Here is an 18,962-nt window from a genome sequence, read left to right on the forward strand (position 1 = left end):
GGACACGGCGGCCGCGTCCGCCAGACGGATCCCGACACTCGTGGCTGAAACCCGCACACACCGTTGAACGCTCCCGCCGAGCCCCAGAAGATGGTCATGGACGCACGACGACGCGATGATGTCGTGCCGGCCTTTCGGACCAGCGAGACGGGGGATGAGAGTGCTGGAGAGCGGCTGCACGGGGATGCGCGGTATTCGATGAGGAACCGCATGCAGGTCGCGCTCCAGATCATGTTGGCTCTGGTCGCCTCCTTGCTCGGGATCGCCACCAACTACGCGACCAACACCGACAAGGCTCCCTGGGGATTCGAAGCGATTCAGCGCTTCTCCGTTCCGGTCATCGGCGTACTGATCGTCGCTCTTGTGGTGGGACAGGTCGTCGTCTATCGGCTGGAGAATCCCGCGCCGCCCCGCATCGAGTGGCCGCGTGATCGGGTGCCGTACCCGGGGCTCGACGCGTTCGACGAGGACGAGGCGGCCGTCTACTTCGGCCGGGAGGCACAGGCCGTCGAGCTGACCCGCAGGCTGCACGCCACCGCGACCCGGCCCGGAGAGCGATTTCTGCTGCTGGTCGGGGCGTCCGGGAGCGGAAAGTCCTCACTCGTCCGGGCCGGGGTGATGCCCAGGCTTCGGGAACGCCGCTGGACCGTCTTACCGGCCTTCGCCCCCGGCCCCAGCCCGCTGGGCGCCCTCTCGGGTGCGCTGGCGGCCGCCGCCGGTGGGCACGAACCGGCGACCGCCGTGCTGCGCAGGCTGCGCCAGGGGCCGGATGCGCTGCGAGCCGAGCTGTCCCGCCTGCGGGGCGGCCGGTTCCGGCGGGTGCTCCTCGTGGTCGACCAGTTCGAGGAGGTCGTCACACTGGCGAGTGAACGTGAACGCGCCCAGTTCCTCGAAGCGCTGCGTGCCTGTGTGGAACAGGACCCGGCAGTTCGCGTGCTGGCCACCCTCCGCGTGGACCTGCTCGGCAGGCTGCTCGACGCCGGTCAGGCGGAGCTCTTTCAACATCCCGTCGCCATCGGCACATTGGGCAGAGCGCAGCTCGCCGACGTCGTGGAGCGACCCGGCGCCCTTGTCGGTCTCGGCTTCGAACCGGGAGTCGTCGACTCCATCGTGAGCGAGACCGGGACGGACGACGCACTACCACTGCTCGCCTACCTCCTCCAGGAGCTGTATTACGCCTCCGGCCCCGGCGGGACGGTCAACGAGGAGTTGTACCGCCGGCTCGGTGGAGTTCCCGGCGCGCTGGCCCGCCAGGCGGACAACACCGTGACCGGGCTCGGCGCGGGGGTGGGCATCGACGCCGTCCTGCGCGTGCTGCTGAGGTTCGTCACCGTTGAGGGACAGGACGTGGCCCGCCGCCATGTGCCGCTGTCCGAACTCGATGAACAGGACCGCCACGTCGTCGATGCCTTCGTGGAAGCACGGCTGCTGCGCACCGACGTCATGGGCAGTAGTGAGCCTTGTGCGCAGGTCACGCACGAGGCCCTGTTCCGCCAGTGGGCCCCGCTGCGGCAGGAGGTCGAGGCCCGTGCCGAACGACTTCGTGAGCGTGCCGAATTGGAGCGGTGGGCCGCCGACTGGGAGCGTGCCGCACGCAGTGACGACTACCTCCTCACCGGGGAACGCCTCACAGCCGCCCGGCGCTGGCTGGAGGCACTGGAGGAGGCCGGGCAGGCGTCCGAGCCCGCTCGCGCGCTCGTCGAATCGTCGCAGCGCCGCGACCTGACCTTCCTGACCCGGGTTTCCGACAGCATCGGCCGTCAGGTTCTTCTGAGTGCCGAGAGTGAGCCCGAGCGCTCCCTCCTGCTGTCACTCGCCGCGCTCGGCGAGTGCGCGCCTACGACCTCGGCCCGGCGCGGGCTGATGGCGGCGCTGGCGGCGAGTCACCTCCGCTCCCGGCTCGACGGGCACACGGACACCGTCCGTCACATCGCCTGGTCCCCGGACGGGCGCATGCTGGCCACGGCATCCAGGGATGGCACGGGTCGCGTCTACGACGCACCGTCCGGACGCCCACGGCTGGTGTTGCCGTGCGACGGCGTCATGGTCGAGTCCGCCGCCTGGTCTCCGGACTCGGCGAAACTGGCGACCACCGGACGTGACCGTGTCGTACGGATCTGGGACGCCGTCTCCGGAGAGCCGGTACGGCTGCTGACCGGTGCCGGAGACATCAACAGACAGGTGGCTTGGTCGCCGGATGGCCGCCATGTCGCGGCGAGTTCCAAGGACCGGATCGTGCGCGTCTGGGAGGCCGAGACAGGGCGGCTCGTCCATGAGCTGCGTGGGCATGATGAGGACGTGTGGGGTGTGGCCTGGGCTCCTGACGGCGACCGCCTGGCCTCCGCCTCCCACGACCAGACCGCCATCGTGTGGGACCTGACGACCGGTACGGTGGCCACCACACTCACTGGGCACTCGGACTTCGTCGAGGGCATCGCCTGGTCGCCGGACGGCCAATGCGTCGCCACCGGCTCCGGGGATCACACCGCCCGCATCTGGGACTCCCGAAGCGGCGATCTGCGCCTGCTGTTGCGAGGACATACCGACTACGTCTGGAACCTGGCTTGGTCGCCGGACGGGCGCATGCTGGCCAGCGCCTCCTCCGACCGCACCGTGCGGGTCGTCGACACCGAGGACGCCAAGGTGCTGGCCGTGCTGCGTGGCCACGCGGACACCGTGTGGGGCGTCACCTGGTCACCTTGCGGGAAGATGCTCGCCAGCAGCTCCACCGACGGCACCAGCAGAGTGTGGGATCTCCGTCCGCGGGGCGCCGAGGTCGTCATGGCCGACGGACACAGGGGCCCGGTGAATGAAGCCGTTTGGTCCAGTGACGGCAGCCGTATCGCCACAGCCTCGGACGACGGCACCGTACGGGTGTGGGACGCGGCCACCGGCGTACCGGCCGGACCGGTCACTCAGGTGACGGATCGGGTCTGGGCCGTCGCCTGGGCCCCCCAGGGGGAACGCCTCGCGTTCGGCACGAACGACGGACTGTTCCGGGTCGTCGACGAGCGCGGGCGCACGCTGTTCGAGCAGCAGAGCGAGGTCGTAGAAGGGTGCGCCTGGGCGCCGAACGGCGGGCGGATCGCTACCGGTGCTCATGACGGCGCCGTGCGTGTTCTGTCCCTTCCGGACGGGGCCGAGCTCCTGAGGTTCACGGAACATCAGGACTGGGTGGGGCGCGTCGCCTGGTCGCCGAGTGGACGGCGACTCGCCAGCTGTTCCGACGACCGTAGCTGCCGACTGTGGGACATCGGGGAGGGGCGGCAGTTCACCGTGTTGCGCGGCCACGACAACTACGTGGAGGACGCGTCCTGGTCGCCGGACGAGACGCGGATCGTCACCGCTTCCGGCGACTGGACGGCTGCCGTGTGGGACGTCGTCACCGGCCGGCGCATCGAGGTGCTGAAGGGGCATGAGGGGCGGCTGCGCGCCGTCGCCTGGTCACCTGACGGCCGCCACATCGCCACAGGCGCCGACGACCGCACAGTGCGGATCTGGTCCGCCACCACTCTTGAGGAGATGGCGATCGTCGGCGTACACCAGGACAAGGTGACCTCGGTGGCCTGGTCCCCGGACGGCACGAGGCTGCTCACGGGCTCGGCCGACGGTACGGCGCGTGTGTGGCGGGCGGAGCCGGACTACGACCGACTGGAGGCGACTGCCCGGGGGCGCGTCTTCCGTACGCTCACTCGTGAGGAGCGGCGGCAGCATCTGCTGCCGCTCGACCCGGCGTGACGGTGTGATCAGTAGGCCGTTTCGACCGTGCGCTCCTCGGTGCGGACAAGGTAGTCGTCCGGGTTCAGACCCATGGCCTTTCGCTCGGGCGACGACCAGTACAGCGCGTTGCGCTCGGCGAACGTCTCAGGGCCGTCGTACGAGATCAGCCAGATGAACTGGTTGTGCTCCCGGTCCACCCACGCCGGTCCGATGCCGAACCCCAACTCCAGTCGAAGTGGCACGATTTCCTCCCGCCACCTCTCCACCCACTCGTCGAGCAGGCCGTCCTGGACGGTGTACGTACGCAACTGTGTCGTCTTCGGCATGGCAGACATCCTCTCCGACCGCGCAGTTGGACGGGAACCCGGTAACTCGCGCTCCGGTGCGGGGGGTGGTCTTTCTCAAGGACCACAAGGGTGAAAGAACCCGACCAAGCCCCACCCCTCCCGCCCGCGGCCCAAACCCACTCACGTGGGTGAATATGCCAACTCAGCAGGAAATTTGAGTGGTTAGCTGCTCTACGCTCGCTGCAACAACCGCAGACATGCGACGGCCCCCGCAGGGACGGCAATCCCAGTGCGAGGGCCTGACCACCAAGGAAGACGGAACCTTCCCGATGGATACGCAGAACCCTAGCGCGCACTCGCACGCCCAGTCCCGCGGCGTCGCCAACAAACACCCGAACCGGCGGCAATTTGGTGGCCTTGTCCACGACAACGCCCGCCACACCACCCGCTTCACGGTGATCGGCAACCACCTCGCCCAGCACGCGGAACTGTCCCTCCTCGCCATCGGCTTGGCGGTCCATATCCAGTCCCTGCCCAAGGGCGCCCGAGTCGACATCAAGTCCCTCGCCGCTCGCTTCCCCGAGGGTGCGACTCGCATCGCCGCTGCCCTGCGCGAACTGGAGTCCCACGGCTATCTCCGTCGCGAACGCGAACGCATCCCCGGCGGTCGCATCATCACCCGCACGGTCTCCTGCAACCAGCCCGGCCACCAACGACGTACGCCCGTCGCCGAGCACCCGCCGCACCCCTGCCAAACCGAAGCAACGCACTCCCCGCAAGCCCCTCCCCGCGGTCCCGCGCCCTTCGTGCCCCGCTCCCGCCCTCCTCCAGGCGGCCACCGACCTCCTCGCCGAACTCCGCCGCCACGACTCCCGTCGCTTTTTTCCACCTGCAACATCACCCACCTCGCTCCGGGTGTTGCCGCCTGGCTGGAACGCGATGTCACCCCCACCTCCGTACGGCAGGCCCTCACCGCCGACCTTCCAGCCGAAGGCCTCCGCCGCCCCGCCGCTTTCCTGGCCCACCGCCTCATGGCCCTGCTGCCACCCCCGCCCGTGTTCGGCGCCGCAGTGGCCCCGCCGTTGGCCGTCAGGCACCCACTCCGCACCTGCGACGGCTGCGACCGCGCTTTCCGCTCGCCCGAGCCCGGCGGCCGTTCCCGCGACTGCCGGGCGTCATAGGCCGCAGCAACCTGAAGTCCCACCCACGCGAAGGAACCGCATGGTCAACTCGTCCCACGAGGCGATGCACCGCATCTTCCAGGAGTACCCCAGCCTGTTCATGGGCGTCTCCAAGGTGCTCGGCCTTCCCCTCATCCAGCCCACGTCGGTCACCGTCCTGCCCACCGATGTCACCGAGGTCCAACCCGTCGAGCGTCGCGTCGATACACTGCTGCGCTTCGACGGTGATGCCCCGCTCCTGCTGGCCGTCGAAGCACAGAGCGCGAAAGACCCGAACAAGCCCTCCAGCTGGGCCTACTACTTGTCTTTCCTCCACACCAAGTACAAGACCCCGCCCTTGCTGCTCGTGGTCTGCCAGGATCGGGCCACGGCCGAGTGGGCTGCCCGACCTGTGTCGATCGGCCCCGAATGGTGGGCCGCGCTGACCGTGCGCCCGCTTGTCGCCGGGCCGCACAACATGCCCTACATCACCGACCCGGACGAGGCCCGCGCAGACCTGGCACTGGCCGCCCTGTCCGCCATCACTCACGCGAAGGATCCGGACGTCGATGGGATACTGAAAGCCCTGTCCACTGCTCTGCGGGACATGCCCGAATCCGTCGTCGACCCCATCGTCGAACTCACCACACGAGGCCTGGACAGCGTGTGTCGGGCCGCAGAATTCTGGAGGAACCTGGTGGCCGTGGACCTTTCCTTCTACAAGTCGTCCATCTCCGAAGAGATCCGCGACGAGGGCCGTGCCCAAGGGCGGGCCGAGGACATTCTGCTCATTCTGGAAACGCGCGGTCTTGACATCCCTGACGAGATTCGTGAGCGCGTCACCAGTTGTGACGACCCTGATCTTCTTCGGCAGTGGCTCACCCGTGCCGTCACCGCGGCATCCGCCGGGGACATCTTCGCGGGGTGATCAGGGGCCGCTCGCCGGGGAGGTGCGCGAGGGGGGCGGGGCGCCTCGTAGGGTGGGCGCATGATGGATGTGTTCGGACGGCGGCTGGTGATGGTGCACGCGCACCCGGACGACGAGTCGATCAACAACGGCGCGACCATGGCGCGCTATGCCGCCGAGGGCGCCCGGGTGACGCTGGTCACCTGCACGCTCGGTGAGCGTGGTGAGGTCATCCCGCCGGAGCTGCGGCATCTCACCGGTGCCGCCCTGGGCGACTTCCGCCTGCGCGAGCTCACCGCCGCCACCCGCGCGCTCGGCGTCGACGACGTGCGGCTGCTCGGCGGCCCCGGACGGTACACCGACTCCGGGATGATGGGCATCGCCGACAACGACGACCCCGGCTGCTTCTGGCAGGCCGACCTCGACGAGGCCGCGGGACATCTCGTTCAGGTGATCCTGGAGGTCCGGCCCCAGGTCCTCGTCACCTACGACGACAACGGCGGCTACGGCCACCCCGACCACATCCAGGCCCACCGCGTCGCCATGCGCGCCGTGGAGCTCGCCGCCGACGCCGGCTGGAGCGTCCCCAAGGTCTACTGGAACCGGCTCCCGCGCTCCGTCGCCGAGGCCGCCTTCCAGCGCCTCCAGGGCGAGCTGCCCGCCCTGCCGTTCACCAAGAGCGCCGTCGTCGACGACGTACCCGGTGTCGTGGACGACGACCGCGTCACCACCGCGATCGACGGCACCGCCCACGCCGCCGCCAAGACCGCCGCAATGCGCGCCCACGCCACCCAGATCGAGGTGGCCCCCGACGCGCCGTACTTCGCGCTCTCCAACGAGCTGGCCCAGCCCCTGTTCACCACCGAGTACTACGAACTCGTCCGCGGGGAACACGGGGCCCACGGCGAGGGGCGCGAGGACGACCTGTTCGCCGGTCTGGAAGGGGTGGCCTGATGTCCGCCGACCGTGGTTCCCTGCTCGCCCAGCCGCTGCGCGCCCCGTCCCTCGGGCGCATCGCCGCCTATCTCGGCCTCTTCCTCCTCGGCGCGATCACCGGCGCCGCCGGCGCCCTCGTCCAGGCCGGCTGGTTCCCCGGCGGGCTGCTGCTCGCGCTCGCCGGTGCCGCCGGGCTCTTCCTCGGCGGCGCCCGTGCCGTCGGCGGCCGCGCGGGGGCCGTCGCACCCGCCGCCGGCTGGATGATCGCCGTCGTCCTGCTCACCGCCGCACGCCCGGAGGGCGACTTCCTGTTCGGCGCGGGAGGCGGCTCCTATCTCTTCCTGCTCGGCGGCATGGCCCTCGCTGTGATCTGCGCCACCCTTGGTTTCGGGCGGCAACCGGTCGGCGACGACGTCCGACTTGGCAAGTGACGTACCACTTCGCCGTGGCATGAGCGTGCGCATCCCGTGTGGGTTTCCCCGGCGGTCGTGGGATACGGGTGAGAAGTGGCCAGTATGGTGGAGCGCGCCGCCGAGCATCCCGGAGCCTCGACCCCGTTCGAGGCGGGGCACCCCCCATGTGAGGTCGTGGCGGGCGGCGGAGCCAACCTGGAGAACCTGCCTTGAGTCGTGAAACTGACAGTCCGTCCTCCGGGCCCAACGGGCGCGGTGGAGCCGCGTACCCCTCGGGTACGCCGCCGTACGGCACCCCCGTGGTGTCCGACGCCGGTGCGGACGCGGGCCGTTCGGCCGCCAAGTCCGAGGACCGCAAGACCGAGACCACGCTGACCACGCGGATCCGCATCAACATCCCCGGATCCCGGCCCATCCCGCCGGTCGTCGTGCGCAAGCCCGTTGGCGACGCCGACGGCGCCGCCGAGGACACCGCCGCCGACGCGCAGACGACGGGCACCATGGGTGTCGTCGCGGCGCCCGTCGCGGAGGAGAAGCCGGCGGAGGGCGCCCCCGGGGCCGAGGAGAAGACCAGCGACTGGTTCGCGCCCCGCAAGTCGGGCGGGACCAAGGGCGGTCAGGGCAGCGGCTCCACCAACGGCGCCGGGCTGGCGGTCGGTTCGGCCGCCCCCGCCCCCGCGGCTCCCGCTTCCGCACCCGGCGGGACCGGTGCGCCGCGTCCCGGTGCCGGTGCGGGGCGCCCGGGCGGGGTGGTCGGTTCCATGTCCGCGCCCGGCGGATCCCGTTCGGGCCCCGGCAAGGGCGCGGGCCTGCCCGGCGGCGCCACCGGCGGTCCGGTGGCCCCCGGACACGGCGGCGGCACCGGTTCCTTCGACGTCACCGAGGTGCTGGCGGCGGGGCCCCGGGGCGGCGGCAACCGTCCCGGCCAGGGTCAGGCCTCGGCGCAGGGTCCGGGCCAGGGGGGCGCTTCCGAGGCGCGCCGCGACGACCTGCCGTACTTCTCGGACGGCACCCAGAACCCCGGCGGACCTGGTGGACCCGGTCACCCCGGCGGACCGCAGGGCCCGGCCGGGCTCGACGGCTACGAGGACTTCGGCGGCTTCCACGACTTCGCGGGCCCCGGCGGTCCCGGCGGCCAGGGCGGCCCCGGCGGCCCGGGTGGAGCGCACGGGCCGGCCGGTCCCGCGGGCCCCGCCGGCCCGACCTCCGGCCCCGTCACCGGGGACGGCCCCATGGTGCCGCCGGTCGCGGCGGCCGGCCCGGGCGCGCCCGCCGGATTCGCGGGACCCGGCGCCCCGACCGCCCCGGGCGGCGCGCCGAACGGCATGCGCCCCGGCGTCGGCCTCAGCGACGACACCGCCATCCTCACCCCGCAGAAGCACGCCCCCGAGCCGGGCGCCAACGGCGGCTACCCGCGTCCCGACAACGTCTCCGGGCACACCGTGACCAGCGGTATCCCGGTCGTGCCTCCGGGCACCGTCCAGGGCGGTCCCTTCGGCGCGCCGGGCGCGCCGTCCGACGGGACCCGGCAGCACACCCCGCCGAAGCTCCCCGAGCCGAGCGCGCAGAGCCAGCAGAGCGCGTCCTCGGCCGCGCCGAAGAAGAAAAAGAAGGGCCGCAGCAAGCTGGTCCTCCTCGGTGGCGTGCTCGTCGTGGGCGCCGTCGGCGTCTACGGCGCCGGCCTGCTGATGAACCACTCCGACGTGCCCAAGGGCACCACCGTGCTCGGCGTCGACATCGGCGGCGGCACCCGCGACGACGCCGTCAAGAAGCTCGACGACGCCTTCGACAAGCGGGTCGCCCAGCCGCTGAAGCTGTCCGTCGGCGGCCGGACGGTCACCCTCAAGCCGGATCAGGCGGGGCTGCAGTTCGACATGCAGGCGACCGTCGACGCCGCCGCGAAGAGCGACTACAACCCCGTCTCCGTGGTCGGCTCGCTGTTCGGGCAGAAGCGCGAGATCGAGCCCGCGATGCCGGTCGACGAGGAGAAGCTGCACGCGGCCCTGGAGAGCGCGGCCGGCGGCGCCGGTTCGTCCGCCGACGGCACGATCAGGTTCCAGTCCGGCAAGGCCGTCGCCGTCTACGGCAAGGCGGGCCAGGGCATCGACGCCGACCAGGCCGCCGACGCCGTCGAGGCCGCCTACCGCACCCAGGTGGAGACCGGCACCGCCCCCGCGGTGAAGGTCCCGACCGCCGCGAGGCAGCCGACGGTCAGCAACGCCGAGGTCGACCGGATGATGAAGGAGTTCGCCGAACCGGCGATGTCCGGCCGGGTCACGATCAAGACCAAGGACGGGCTGCACAAGATCTCCTTCAGCCCGGAGAACTCCCTCTGGAAGTTCCTCGGCGTCAAGGCGGTCGACGGCAAGCTCGTCGAGAGCTACAACGAGGCCGCGCTGAAGGAGCTCTACGGCGGCACCTTCGACGGTGTCCTGATCACCCGGGGCACCGGCCAGAAGACCGCCGTGACCGTCCAGGACGTGATCAGCGCCCTGCGCCCGGCCCTGAAGAGCAAGACCGACCGCGTCGCGATCATCGAGACCGACCCGAGCTGACGCCGGCGCGACCGCACCCGATGGGGGCGCCCGGCGATCGCCGGGCGCCCCCATCGTCGTACCGCCCATGACATCTGTCATGCGGCAGTCAGGACCGCCGACACTGCCGGGTCACCGCCCCGCCCGGACACGATGGCTGCCATGACGACGACAGAGACGGCGGTCGACTTCGACCGGGTGACCAAGGCGTACGGCGACGTACTCGCCGTGGACGGACTGAGCCTCACCCTGCGCCGCGGCGAGACCGTGGCCCTGCTGGGGCCCAACGGGGCCGGCAAGTCCACCACGCTCGACCTGCTGCTCGGGCTCCGGCCCGCCGACAGCGGCACCGTCCGGGTGTTCGGCACCGGCCCCCGCGAGGCGATCACCGCCGGACGCGTGGGCGCCATGCTGCAGAGCGGCGGGCTGATGGACGAGGTGACGGTCGCCGAACTGGTCCGCCTCGCCTGCGCCCTGCACCCGAGGCCGTACCGGCCCTCCGACGTCCTCGCCCGCGCCGGGATCGACCGCATCGCCGACCGCAAGGTCAACAAGCTCTCCGGCGGCCAGGCCCAGCGCGTCCGCTTCGCCCTCGCCACCGCCGGCGACAGCGATCTGATCGTCCTCGACGAGCCGACCACCGGCATGGACGTCACCGCCCGCCAGGCCTTCTGGGCGACCATGCGCGAACAGGCCGAGCAGGGCCGCACGGTCCTCTTCGCCACCCACTACCTGGAGGAGGCCGACGCGGTCGCCGACCGGGTGCTCGTCCTGCACCGGGGCCGGCTGCTGGCCGACGGCACCGCCGCCGAGATCAAGGCGAAGGCGGGGGCGCGCCGGATCTCCTTCGACCTGGCGGACCCGATCGACGAGGGCCCGCTGCGGGACCTGCCGTTCCTGACGTCCCTGGACATCTCCGGGCCCACCGTCCGCATGCAGTCCGCCGACGCCGACGCCACCGTCCACGCGCTCTACGGCCTCGGCCTCTACCCCCGCAACCTCGAAGTCGCCGGGCTCGGTCTGGAGCAGGCGTTCGTGGCCATCACCGCAGCCGAGGAGGCCCGCGCCCGATGAACAGCCTGATCAAGCTCGAACTGACCCGCGCCCTGCGCAACCGCAAGTTCCTGTTCTTCTCGGTGATCTACCCGTCGGTCCTGTTCCTGCTGATCGCGGGCAGCGCCGACGCCACCGAGAAGGTCGACGGGACCGGACTGACCCTGCCGACCTACATGATGGTCTCGATGGCCTCCTTCGGCGCGCTGACGGCCGTGCTCATGGGCAACAGCGAGCGCATCGCCAAGGAGCGGGAGAGCGGCTGGGTGCGGCAGCTGCGGCTGACCACACTGCCGGGGCGCGGGTACGTCCTCGCCAAGACGGCCGGCGCCGCCGTGGTGAGCCTGCCGTCCATCGTCGTGGTCTTCGCCGTCGCCGCCGCCGTGAAGGACGTACGCCTCGACGCGTGGCAGTGGCTCGCGCTGACCGGCGTGATCTGGGCGGGCAGCCTGGTGTTCGCCGCGCTCGGCGTGGCCCTCGGCTACCTCGCGAGCGGTGACGCGGTCCGCCCCATCACGATGATCACCTACTTCGGCCTGTCCATCCTCGGCGGCCTGTGGATGCCGACCACGAGCTTCCCCGACTGGCTCCAGGAGATCGCCCGCTGGGTGCCCACGCACGCGTACGCTGCGCTGGGCCAGGCGATCGAACAGAGCCAGGCCCCGCACCTCAAGGACATCGCCGTACTCGCCGTGTTCTTCGCCCTGTTCACGGGCGGCGCGGCCTGGCTGTACCGGAAGGACACACTGAAGGCGTGAGCGGTATGACGGTCGACCCGCTGTCGGACGAGCCCGGGGCGTTCTCGCCGATCGGTCTCGGCACCCCGGCCCGCACCCGGCGCGACCTGTGGCGGCGCAAGCTGCTGTGGATCGGCGTCTGGCTGGTGTTCCTCAGCTCGCCGGTCCACGACCTGGTCTCCGGCGACCACACCACCGGCGGCACGGTGGCCGGCTGGCTGGGCCTCGCGGTGTTCGTCGGCGTCTACCTCTCCCTGCTCTTCCGCAACATGGGGGCGGCGCCCTGGCCCCTGAAGGTCGTCGCCATCCTGATCGGCGCCACCGCCGCCCTCGCCGTCCTGCTCTGCCTCACCCTCGGCTCCGCCTGGCTCGGCCTGTTCTGCTACGTCTCCGTGGCCTGCGGAGTCGCCCTCCCGCTGCGCATGGCGTACTGGGCGATCCCGGGCACGGCGGCCCTGATGATGCTCGTCGGCCTCCACGCCGGCTGGTCGGAGGCCGCCGACCTGATCGTGCTGGTCCTGCTCATCGGCTTCGCGATGACCGGCGTGACCCAACTCCTGCGGACGACCATCCAGTTGCGCGAGGCCCGGGCCACGGTCGCCCAGCTGGCCGCCAACGAGGAGCGGCTGCGGCTCGCCCGCGACCTGCACGACCTGCTCGGCCACTCCCTGTCCCTGATCACACTGAAGAGCGAGCTGGCCGGCCGGATGCTGCCGGGGCACCCCGAGAAGGCGGCCCAGCAGGTCGCCGACATCGAACAGGTCAGCCGCCAGGCCCTCGTCGACGTCCGCGAGGCCGTCTCCGGCTACCGACGCCCCCGCCTCTCCGCCGAACTCGCGGGCGCGAAGGTCGCGTTGACCGCGGCCGGGGTCACCGCCGAACTCCCCGCCGAACCCGACCTCACCGACATCCCCGAGGAGAGCGAGGCGGTCCTCGCCTGGGCGCTGCGCGAGGCGGTGACGAACGTCGTACGGCACAGTGGCGCCCGCCGCTGCGTGGTGGAGGTGGTCAAGCGCCAGACCCTGGACGGGCCGGTGCTGGAGCTGTCGGTCGAGGACGACGGCTCCGGCGGCGCGGGCAACGCCCCCGGCAACGGCCTCACCGGCCTCACCGAGCGCCTGGAGAAGGTGGGCGGCGTCCTGGAGGCGAGCCGCGTCCGCCGGGGCTTCCGCCTGGTCGCCCGCGTTCCCGTCGCCACGGCGGCGCCCGTAGGATCCGGTGCATGACGCGCATGATCAAGGTCCTGCTGGCCGAGGACCAGTCGATGGTCCGGGAGGCGCTGGCGGCGCTGCTCGGGCTGGAGGACGACATCGAGGTGGTCGCCCAGGTCGCGCGCGGCGACGAGGTGGTGGCGGCCGCCCGGGAGCACGCGGTGGACGTGGCGCTCCTCGACATCGAGATGCCGGGCGCGACGGGCATCGAGGCCGCGGCCCAACTGCACAAGGAGTTCCCGTCCTTGAAGCTGGTGGTGCTCACCACCTTCGGCCGCCCCGGCTACCTGCGCAGCGCGATGGAGGCGGGCGCCGACGCCTTCCTGGTGAAGGACGCCCCCGCGGCCCAACTGGCGGAGGCGATCCGCAAGGTGCTGGCCGGCGAGCGGGTCATCGACCCCACGCTGGCGGCGGCGGCGCTGGCGGGGGGCGCGAACCCGCTGACGGACCGCGAACGCGAGGTGCTGCGCGCGGCGGCCGACGGCTCCACCAACGCGGACCTGGCGGCGACCCTCCACCTCTCCCAGGGCACGGTCCGCAACTACCTGTCCACGGCGATCCAGAAACTGGCGGCACGCAACAGGACCGAGGCCGTGCGGATAGCGAGGGAGAAGGGCTGGCTGTGAAACGCCGGTGAGGGACCGCGGGCGCGCTCAGTTCAGCAGCGCCCGAGCCGCCATGGCCTGCCCCCGCACCCGCTCCGCCGTGGCCTCGTCGACGACCTCCACCAGGTCCGCGTACTCCTCCAACTCCACGGCCCCGCCCACGAAGTCCCCCCGCTGCACCAGCAACTGCCCCCGCTCGTACCGCAACCGCGCGGGATGCGACGGCACCAGCAGCGCCAACTCGACGGCCCACAGCGCGACATCCGACCGCTCGGGCCGGGCGGCGGCCCACGCCCGGATGTTGTTGAGGATCCGCTGGACCACCTCCAAGGGAGCCGCGGGCACCAGCATCGACGGATCCAGCGGAGCCCCGGTCGCCCCCACGACCAGCATCTCCGCGTCCGACCCCGTCAGTACCCGCCCTCCGTCGAAGGGGTCGGCCAGCACCTGCCGCTCCCGTGACCCGAACCCCACCACGAAGTGCCCCGGCAGAGCCACCCCGTACACCGGCGCGCCGGCCCGCCGGGCGACCTCCAGCCACACCACGGACAGCAGGATGGGCAGCCCGCGCCGCCGCCGCAGCACCTCGTGCAGCAGCGAGCATTCCAGCCGCTGGTAGTCCGCGAGGGAGCCCCGGTACCCGTACCGCTCGCCGAGCAGTTCGCCGAGCGCCACGGCCCACGCGCGCGGCCCGTCGGGGCGGAACGGCAGCTCGCCGGCCAGCCGGTCCAGCTCGACCTGCACGGCGTCCAGGCCGGCCTCGTCGAGCGTCCCGTCGGCCACCGCCCCGAGCAGCAGGCACAGCGTGACGAGGTCGGGCCGCTCGGACCGCACCTCCTCGGCGAACCGCCGCTTCAGATCGGCGGCCCGCTCGGGCGACGGGGGATAAGGAGGACGACGCATAGCAGGCTCGTGCCCCCTCACGACGATCGATACCGGCGCGAACCGGCATCCGCGTCGGACGACGGACCGGAAGCCGGACCGGATGCCTCCGGCTCCCGGTAATGGTGGTACGCGTGGTGCGCGGTGAAGCCCAGCCGTTCGTAGAGTGCCCGCGCCCCCAGATTGTCGGTCTCCACCTGGAGCCACGCCGCCGACGCCCCCTCGTCCAGCGCCCGCGCGGCCAGCGCCGCCATTACCGTCGACGCCAGCCCCCGCCGCCGCAGCGCGGGATCCACCTCGACGGCCGCGAACCCGGCCCATCGCCCGTCCACGACACAGCGCCCGATCGCGGCGGGCGCCCCGCCACTCTCCGCGGGCACGGACGCGAACCACACCGAAGGCCCGCTTCCCAGCACCCTCAGGGCCACCTCGCTCACCCCCTTGCGCTGATAGCGCGCCAGCCACGCCTCGTCGGCCCGGCGCGACAGCTCGACACCACCAGGCTCGCCCCGCTCGGCCAGCGGCGCCAGCGCCCCGACCCACAGTTCGGCGGTCACCTCCCGCACCCACCCGCGCCGCTCCAGCTCCGCGCACAGCAGTTCCTGCGTGCCCTCGGCGCCGGTCGCGGTCTGGACGTAGGCGGGCAGGCCGCGTTCGCCGTACCAGCGTCCTACGGTGTCGAGCGCCGCGTCGAGCGGCAACCCCGGGTCGCCCAGCGGCAGCACGGAGTTGGCGCGCCGGGTGAAGCCGGCGGCCGCCCGCAGCTCCCACGCGCCGAGCCACTCGCTCTCCACCGGCCGCCACGCGCGCGCGGAGACGCGGGCGAGCTCCTCGTACGACGCGGCGGGGCCCCGGCGGCGGGCCGGAGCGGCGGGAACGACCTTCCCGGCGACGAGTGAGGACTCGTCAATCCGGACGCTCTCCCCGTCCTTCCGTGTGATCACCAGCACACCGGCATCCCATGATGTGAGAACACCCAGCGTGTCGGTGAATCGCCGCTCGGTGACGGGGTCGCCGATCAGCTGTCGTACCGATACTCGTTTACCCACGTCAGCAGCGGTGATACGGACCTCAAGGCGCCCACCGGCCGTGAATTTCACAGGTCTGTCCACCCCTCCTGTTCGGATCATGCCCAAGAACGGAGATACTAGGGGCGGGCATCGACGACGCCGCGCTCCCGCGCGCCAGGCGGCGGGGCCTGTGGGAGGCCCGCCAGCGCCCTATCGAGGAGGAACGACAGCGTGACCTACGTCATCGCGCAGCCTTGTGTCGACGTGAAGGACAAGGCGTGCATCGAGGAGTGCCCGGTCGACTGCATCTACGAGGGCTCCCGGTCCTTGTACATCCACCCGGACGAATGCGTCGACTGTGGTGCCTGTGAGCCGGTCTGCCCGGTCGAGGCGATCTTCTACGAGGACGACGTGCCGGAGGAGTGGAAGGACTACTACAAGGCGAACGTCGAGTTCTTCGACGAGCTCGGCTCCCCTGGCGGCGCCAGCAAGCTCGGGCTGATCGAGCGCGATCACCCGTTCGTGGCCGCTCTGCCGCCGCAGGCCGAGTAACCGCGCAAGCGGCCCGCACGACCCGCGCCGCCTCGGTCCCGTACGGCCTGATCGCCATGATCGCCGCCGCACGGGACCGAGGCGTTTGCCGTACCGACGAAAGTGAGCGAGTAACCGTGTCCGCAGTCTCCGACCGCCTGCCCACCTTCCCCTGGGACAAGCTGGAGCCGTACAAGAAGACGGCCGCCGCGCACCCGGACGGCATCGTCGACCTCTCCGTCGGCACTCCGGTCGACCCGGTCCCCGAGCTGATCCAGAAGGCCCTGATCGACGCGGCGGACTCCCCGGGCTATCCGACGGTCTGGGGCACCCCGGCGCTGCGGGACGCGATCACCGGCTGGCTGGAGCGCCGCCTTGGCGCCCGTGAGCTCACCCACCGGCACGTCCTGCCGATCGTCGGCTCCAAGGAACTCGTCGCCTGGCTGCCGACCCAGCTCGGCCTCGGCCCCGGCGACCGGGTGGCGTACCCGCGGCTCGCGTACCCGACGTACGAGGTGGGCGCCCGGCTCGCCCGCGCCGAGTACGAGACCTACGACGACCCGACGGACCTCGACCCGGACGGCCTGAGGCTCCTCTGGCTGAACTCGCCCTCCAACCCCACCGGCAAGGTGCTGGGCAAGGAGGAGCTGACGCGGATCGTCGCCTGGGCGCGCGAGCACGACGTGCTGCTCTTCTCCGACGAGTGCTACATCGAGCTGGGCTGGGAGGCCGACCCGGTCTCCGTTCTGCACCCCGACGTCAACGGCGGCTCGTACGACGGCATCGTCTCGGTCCACTCCCTCTCCAAGCGGTCGAACCTGGCCGGCTACCGGGCGGCCTTCCTGGCGGGCGACCCGGCGGTGCTCGCGCCCCTGCTGGAGATCCGCAAGCACGGCGGCATGATGACGTCGGCGCCCACGCAGGCGGCCGTGGTGGCGGCCCTCGGCGACGACGCCCACGTCCACGAGCAGCGCGAGCGCTACGCCGCCCGCCGCACGGCCCTGCGCGAGGCCCTGCTGGCCCACGGCTTCCGCATCGAGCACAGCGAGGCCAGCCTCTACCTCTGGGCGACCAGGGACGAGTCCTGCTGGGACACCGTGGCCCACCTGGCCGACCTGGGCATCCTGGTGGCACCGGGCGACTTCTACGGCGAGGCGGGCGAGAGGTTCGTCCGCGTGGCCCTGACGGCGACGGACGAGCGCGTCCGCGCGGCCACGGACCGACTCACGCGAGCCTGAGCGCCCCCGCGCCGACAGACAGGGGAAGGGGCCCAGGACCACCGTCCTGAGCCCCTCCCCGAAGAACCGGCGTCAGCCGAGCGGCAGTCCCTTGACCGGCAGGGTCTCCGCCCCGGGCAGTCCACCCTGGGTGAGGGACTCCGTGGGCAGTCCACCCTTCGTCGCGGTCGACGCCGTGTCCCCGAGGATCTTCCCGGCGTCCCCGGCCGCCTTGCCCGCCGTCTTGCCGGCCGTCTTCTGCGCCGAGGGCGCCTTGGTTCCGGCGGTGTGCGCGAGCCCGGTCGTGCTGTGCGTCGCACCGTCGACCACGTGGCCGACGCCCGCCCCGTCCAGGGCGGTCAGCCCGCCGAGGTCCGGGGTGGCGGGCAGGGTGGCGGGGGCCGCACCGGCGGAGCCGGCCGCACCGACCCCGGCGGCCGCTCCCGCGGCGACAAGCAGCGCGACACGGGCCATCCGGCGGGTCAGGGGGAGGGACATATTGCTCCTTCGACGGAAGAGAATGCGGAACACGTGCGCCCTGACTACCGCTCGACTCCCCGGGAAGGTTGCGGATCACCGACGTAAAGAGTGGGTAATGCGTCGCATAATCGGCTACGGATAAAAACGGACAAAGGGCGTCCGGTGTGAAAGTCCGCAGAATCGTCGCAGCCCTGTGTTCTCAAGGCTTTCGGCCGGTACGGGGGTGACGTCGGGAAAACCCGCGCACAGGGCAAGCCGACCGCACCCCGCTTAACTCGTGCGAGGGACGTCCCGTACTACCGCGCGGTGACGACCCGCACCCCGTCCGCCCGGTTCGATCCCGTCGACCGCCACCGGCCGTCGGTGGTCCCGGCGACCCACTCCCGCCCGGCGAACGACACCCGCTCGATGTGCAGTGCCGAGGAATTGGCCACGGCCCAGTGCGCCAGCTGCCAGCCGCGCTCACGGGCGCTGCGCCCGTCGCCGCCGGATTCGGCGGTCACCGGCAGCGTGACGGTCCGCCCGCCGCTGCGCGCCGTCGGCCCCTGCCCGGTCCCGCCCGCCGACGGCGCCTTCGACGGCGACGCGGCGTCCGTCTCCGACGCGGTCTGCTGCAGCACCGCCCGCCCGAAGTCCCGCGCCAGCGCCGCCCGTACCGCGTCCGGACCGGTCTCCGTCGCGTCGACTCCGGGCCGCCCCTCGCAGGTCAGGGTGGCCGCCGACCGCCCGGTCAGCGCGGCGGCGAGCATGGTCGCGTCCGTCTCGTGCTTGGCGTACGCCTCCGGGTAGCCGCTGCGCTGCACCCGCTGCGCGGCGACCGTCAGCGGCAGCTCCGGGTAGCCGCGCACCTTGCCGAGGTGCTCGTAGAAGATGTTCGCCGCGTACGTCGGGTCCATGATCTGCGCCTCGGTGCCCCAGCCCTGCGAGGGCCGCTGCTGGAACAGGCCCAGCGAGTCGCGGTCGCCGTGGGAGATGTTGCGCAGCCCCGACTCCTGGAGCGCGGTCGCGAGCGCGATGGTCACCGCCCGCTCGGGCATGCCCCGGTTCGTGCCGACGGCGGCGATCGTCGCCGCGTTCACCGCCTGCTCCGACGAGAACTCGTACGACCCCGTCCCGCCGTCTCCCGAAACGACTCTGCAGCCCGGGTCACCGGCACCTCCGGTGATGTACTGCGCGACGAGATAGCCCGCGACGGCGAGCAGGACCATGAGGCCCGCCCCGAAACGGATGGGGCGGCCACGACGCTTCGAGGAGGAGGGTGTCGGCGCTGGCACGCGTA

16 protein-coding genes and 1 pseudogene are annotated in these 18,962 nt (G+C 71.9%); 12 read left to right on the top strand and 5 right to left on the bottom strand.

Annotated elements, in window-relative coordinates; genetic code table 11:
• Window positions 1–210 precede the first annotated feature (210 nt).
• On the top strand, window positions 211–3,738 hold the full coding sequence (locus ACZ5NW_RS16715; protein WP_468744571.1) for an nSTAND1 domain-containing NTPase: 3,528 nt from the start codon (window positions 211–213) through the stop codon (window positions 3,736–3,738).
• A gap of 8 nt (window positions 3,739–3,746) precedes the next feature.
• Here the strand turns inward: ACZ5NW_RS16715 and ACZ5NW_RS16720 are convergent, their stop codons facing one another.
• On the bottom strand, window positions 3,747–4,046 hold the full coding sequence (locus ACZ5NW_RS16720; protein WP_468744572.1) for an NIPSNAP family protein: 300 nt from the start codon (window positions 4,044–4,046) through the stop codon (window positions 3,747–3,749).
• A gap of 290 nt (window positions 4,047–4,336) precedes the next feature.
• On the opposite strand from ACZ5NW_RS16720, the pseudogene ACZ5NW_RS16725 reads away from it, so the two are divergent.
• From ACZ5NW_RS16725 to ACZ5NW_RS16765, 9 genes and pseudogenes are all read left to right on the top strand, one after another.
• A pseudogene (locus ACZ5NW_RS16725) lies at window positions 4,337–5,188 on the top strand (helix-turn-helix domain-containing protein).
• A gap of 40 nt (window positions 5,189–5,228) precedes the next feature.
• Window positions 5,229–6,095, top strand: coding sequence for a hypothetical protein (locus ACZ5NW_RS16730; RefSeq protein ID WP_468744573.1), 867 nt, complete (start codon window positions 5,229–5,231; stop codon window positions 6,093–6,095).
• Window positions 6,096–6,155: 60 nt separating this feature from the next.
• A complete protein-coding gene (mshB, locus tag ACZ5NW_RS16735; RefSeq protein WP_468744574.1) occupies window positions 6,156–7,028 on the top strand; it encodes an N-acetyl-1-D-myo-inositol-2-amino-2-deoxy-alpha-D-glucopyranoside deacetylase in 873 nt (290 codons plus the stop codon).
• Window positions 7,028–7,441: a DUF6113 family protein gene (locus ACZ5NW_RS16740; protein WP_468744575.1), complete on the top strand. Its 414-nt coding sequence runs from the start codon at window positions 7,028–7,030 to the stop codon at window positions 7,439–7,441. Before mshB ends, ACZ5NW_RS16740 begins: the two co-directional genes overlap by 1 nt.
• 191 nt (window positions 7,442–7,632) lie before the next feature.
• Window positions 7,633–9,978 carry a peptidoglycan binding domain-containing protein gene (locus tag ACZ5NW_RS16745; protein WP_468744576.1) on the top strand — a complete coding sequence of 782 codons (2,346 nt, stop codon included), beginning with the start codon at window positions 7,633–7,635 and terminating at the stop codon, window positions 9,976–9,978.
• Between the two features lie 141 nt (window positions 9,979–10,119).
• Window positions 10,120–11,031: an ABC transporter ATP-binding protein gene (locus ACZ5NW_RS16750; RefSeq protein WP_468744577.1), complete on the top strand. Its 912-nt coding sequence runs from the start codon at window positions 10,120–10,122 to the stop codon at window positions 11,029–11,031.
• Window positions 11,028–11,768 (top strand): ABC transporter permease, encoded by a 741-nt coding sequence (locus tag ACZ5NW_RS16755; RefSeq protein WP_468744578.1) that lies wholly within the window; start codon window positions 11,028–11,030, stop codon window positions 11,766–11,768. The genes ACZ5NW_RS16750 and ACZ5NW_RS16755 overlap by 4 nt, the downstream gene beginning before the upstream one ends.
• Window positions 11,769–11,773: 5 nt before the next feature.
• Window positions 11,774–12,973 carry a sensor histidine kinase gene (locus ACZ5NW_RS16760; protein WP_468745083.1) on the top strand — a complete coding sequence of 400 codons (1,200 nt, stop codon included), beginning with the start codon at window positions 11,774–11,776 and terminating at the stop codon, window positions 12,971–12,973.
• Window positions 12,970–13,584 (top strand): response regulator, encoded by a 615-nt coding sequence (locus tag ACZ5NW_RS16765; RefSeq protein WP_468744579.1) that lies wholly within the window; start codon window positions 12,970–12,972, stop codon window positions 13,582–13,584. The genes ACZ5NW_RS16760 and ACZ5NW_RS16765 overlap by 4 nt, the downstream gene beginning before the upstream one ends.
• Before the next feature lie 27 nt (window positions 13,585–13,611).
• Here ACZ5NW_RS16765 and ACZ5NW_RS16770 read toward each other — a convergent pair whose 3' ends face one another.
• Together ACZ5NW_RS16770 and ACZ5NW_RS16775 are read right to left on the bottom strand one after the other, a co-directional pair.
• On the bottom strand, window positions 13,612–14,466 hold the full coding sequence (locus ACZ5NW_RS16770; protein ID WP_468744580.1) for a transglutaminase family protein: 855 nt from the start codon (window positions 14,464–14,466) through the stop codon (window positions 13,612–13,614).
• Window positions 14,467–14,483: 17 nt separating this feature from the next.
• Window positions 14,484–15,575: a GNAT family N-acetyltransferase gene (locus ACZ5NW_RS16775; protein WP_468744581.1), complete on the bottom strand. Its 1,092-nt coding sequence runs from the start codon at window positions 15,573–15,575 to the stop codon at window positions 14,484–14,486.
• Window positions 15,576–15,686: 111 nt separating this feature from the next.
• Between ACZ5NW_RS16775 and fdxA the strand changes: the two genes are divergently transcribed.
• Together fdxA and ACZ5NW_RS16785 are read left to right on the top strand one after the other, a co-directional pair.
• Window positions 15,687–16,007: a ferredoxin gene (fdxA, locus tag ACZ5NW_RS16780; protein WP_003998156.1), complete on the top strand. Its 321-nt coding sequence runs from the start codon at window positions 15,687–15,689 to the stop codon at window positions 16,005–16,007.
• 116 nt (window positions 16,008–16,123) lie between these two features.
• Window positions 16,124–17,224, top strand: a complete 1,101-nt coding sequence (locus ACZ5NW_RS16785; RefSeq protein ID WP_468744582.1) for a bifunctional succinyldiaminopimelate transaminase/glutamate-prephenate aminotransferase — start codon at window positions 16,124–16,126, stop codon at window positions 17,222–17,224.
• Between the two features lie 72 nt (window positions 17,225–17,296).
• On the opposite strand, the gene ACZ5NW_RS16790 is transcribed toward ACZ5NW_RS16785, so the two are convergent.
• Window positions 17,297–17,701, bottom strand: a complete 405-nt coding sequence (locus tag ACZ5NW_RS16790) for an ATP-binding protein (protein ID WP_468744583.1) — start codon at window positions 17,699–17,701, stop codon at window positions 17,297–17,299.
• A 278-nt stretch (window positions 17,702–17,979) separates the two neighbouring features.
• A complete protein-coding gene (locus ACZ5NW_RS16795; protein ID WP_468744584.1) occupies window positions 17,980–18,957 on the bottom strand; it encodes a heavy metal transporter in 978 nt (325 codons plus the stop codon).
• Between the last annotated feature and the right edge of the window lie 5 nt (window positions 18,958–18,962).

This window comes from Streptomyces sp. NPDC032126, from assembly GCF_055580085.1.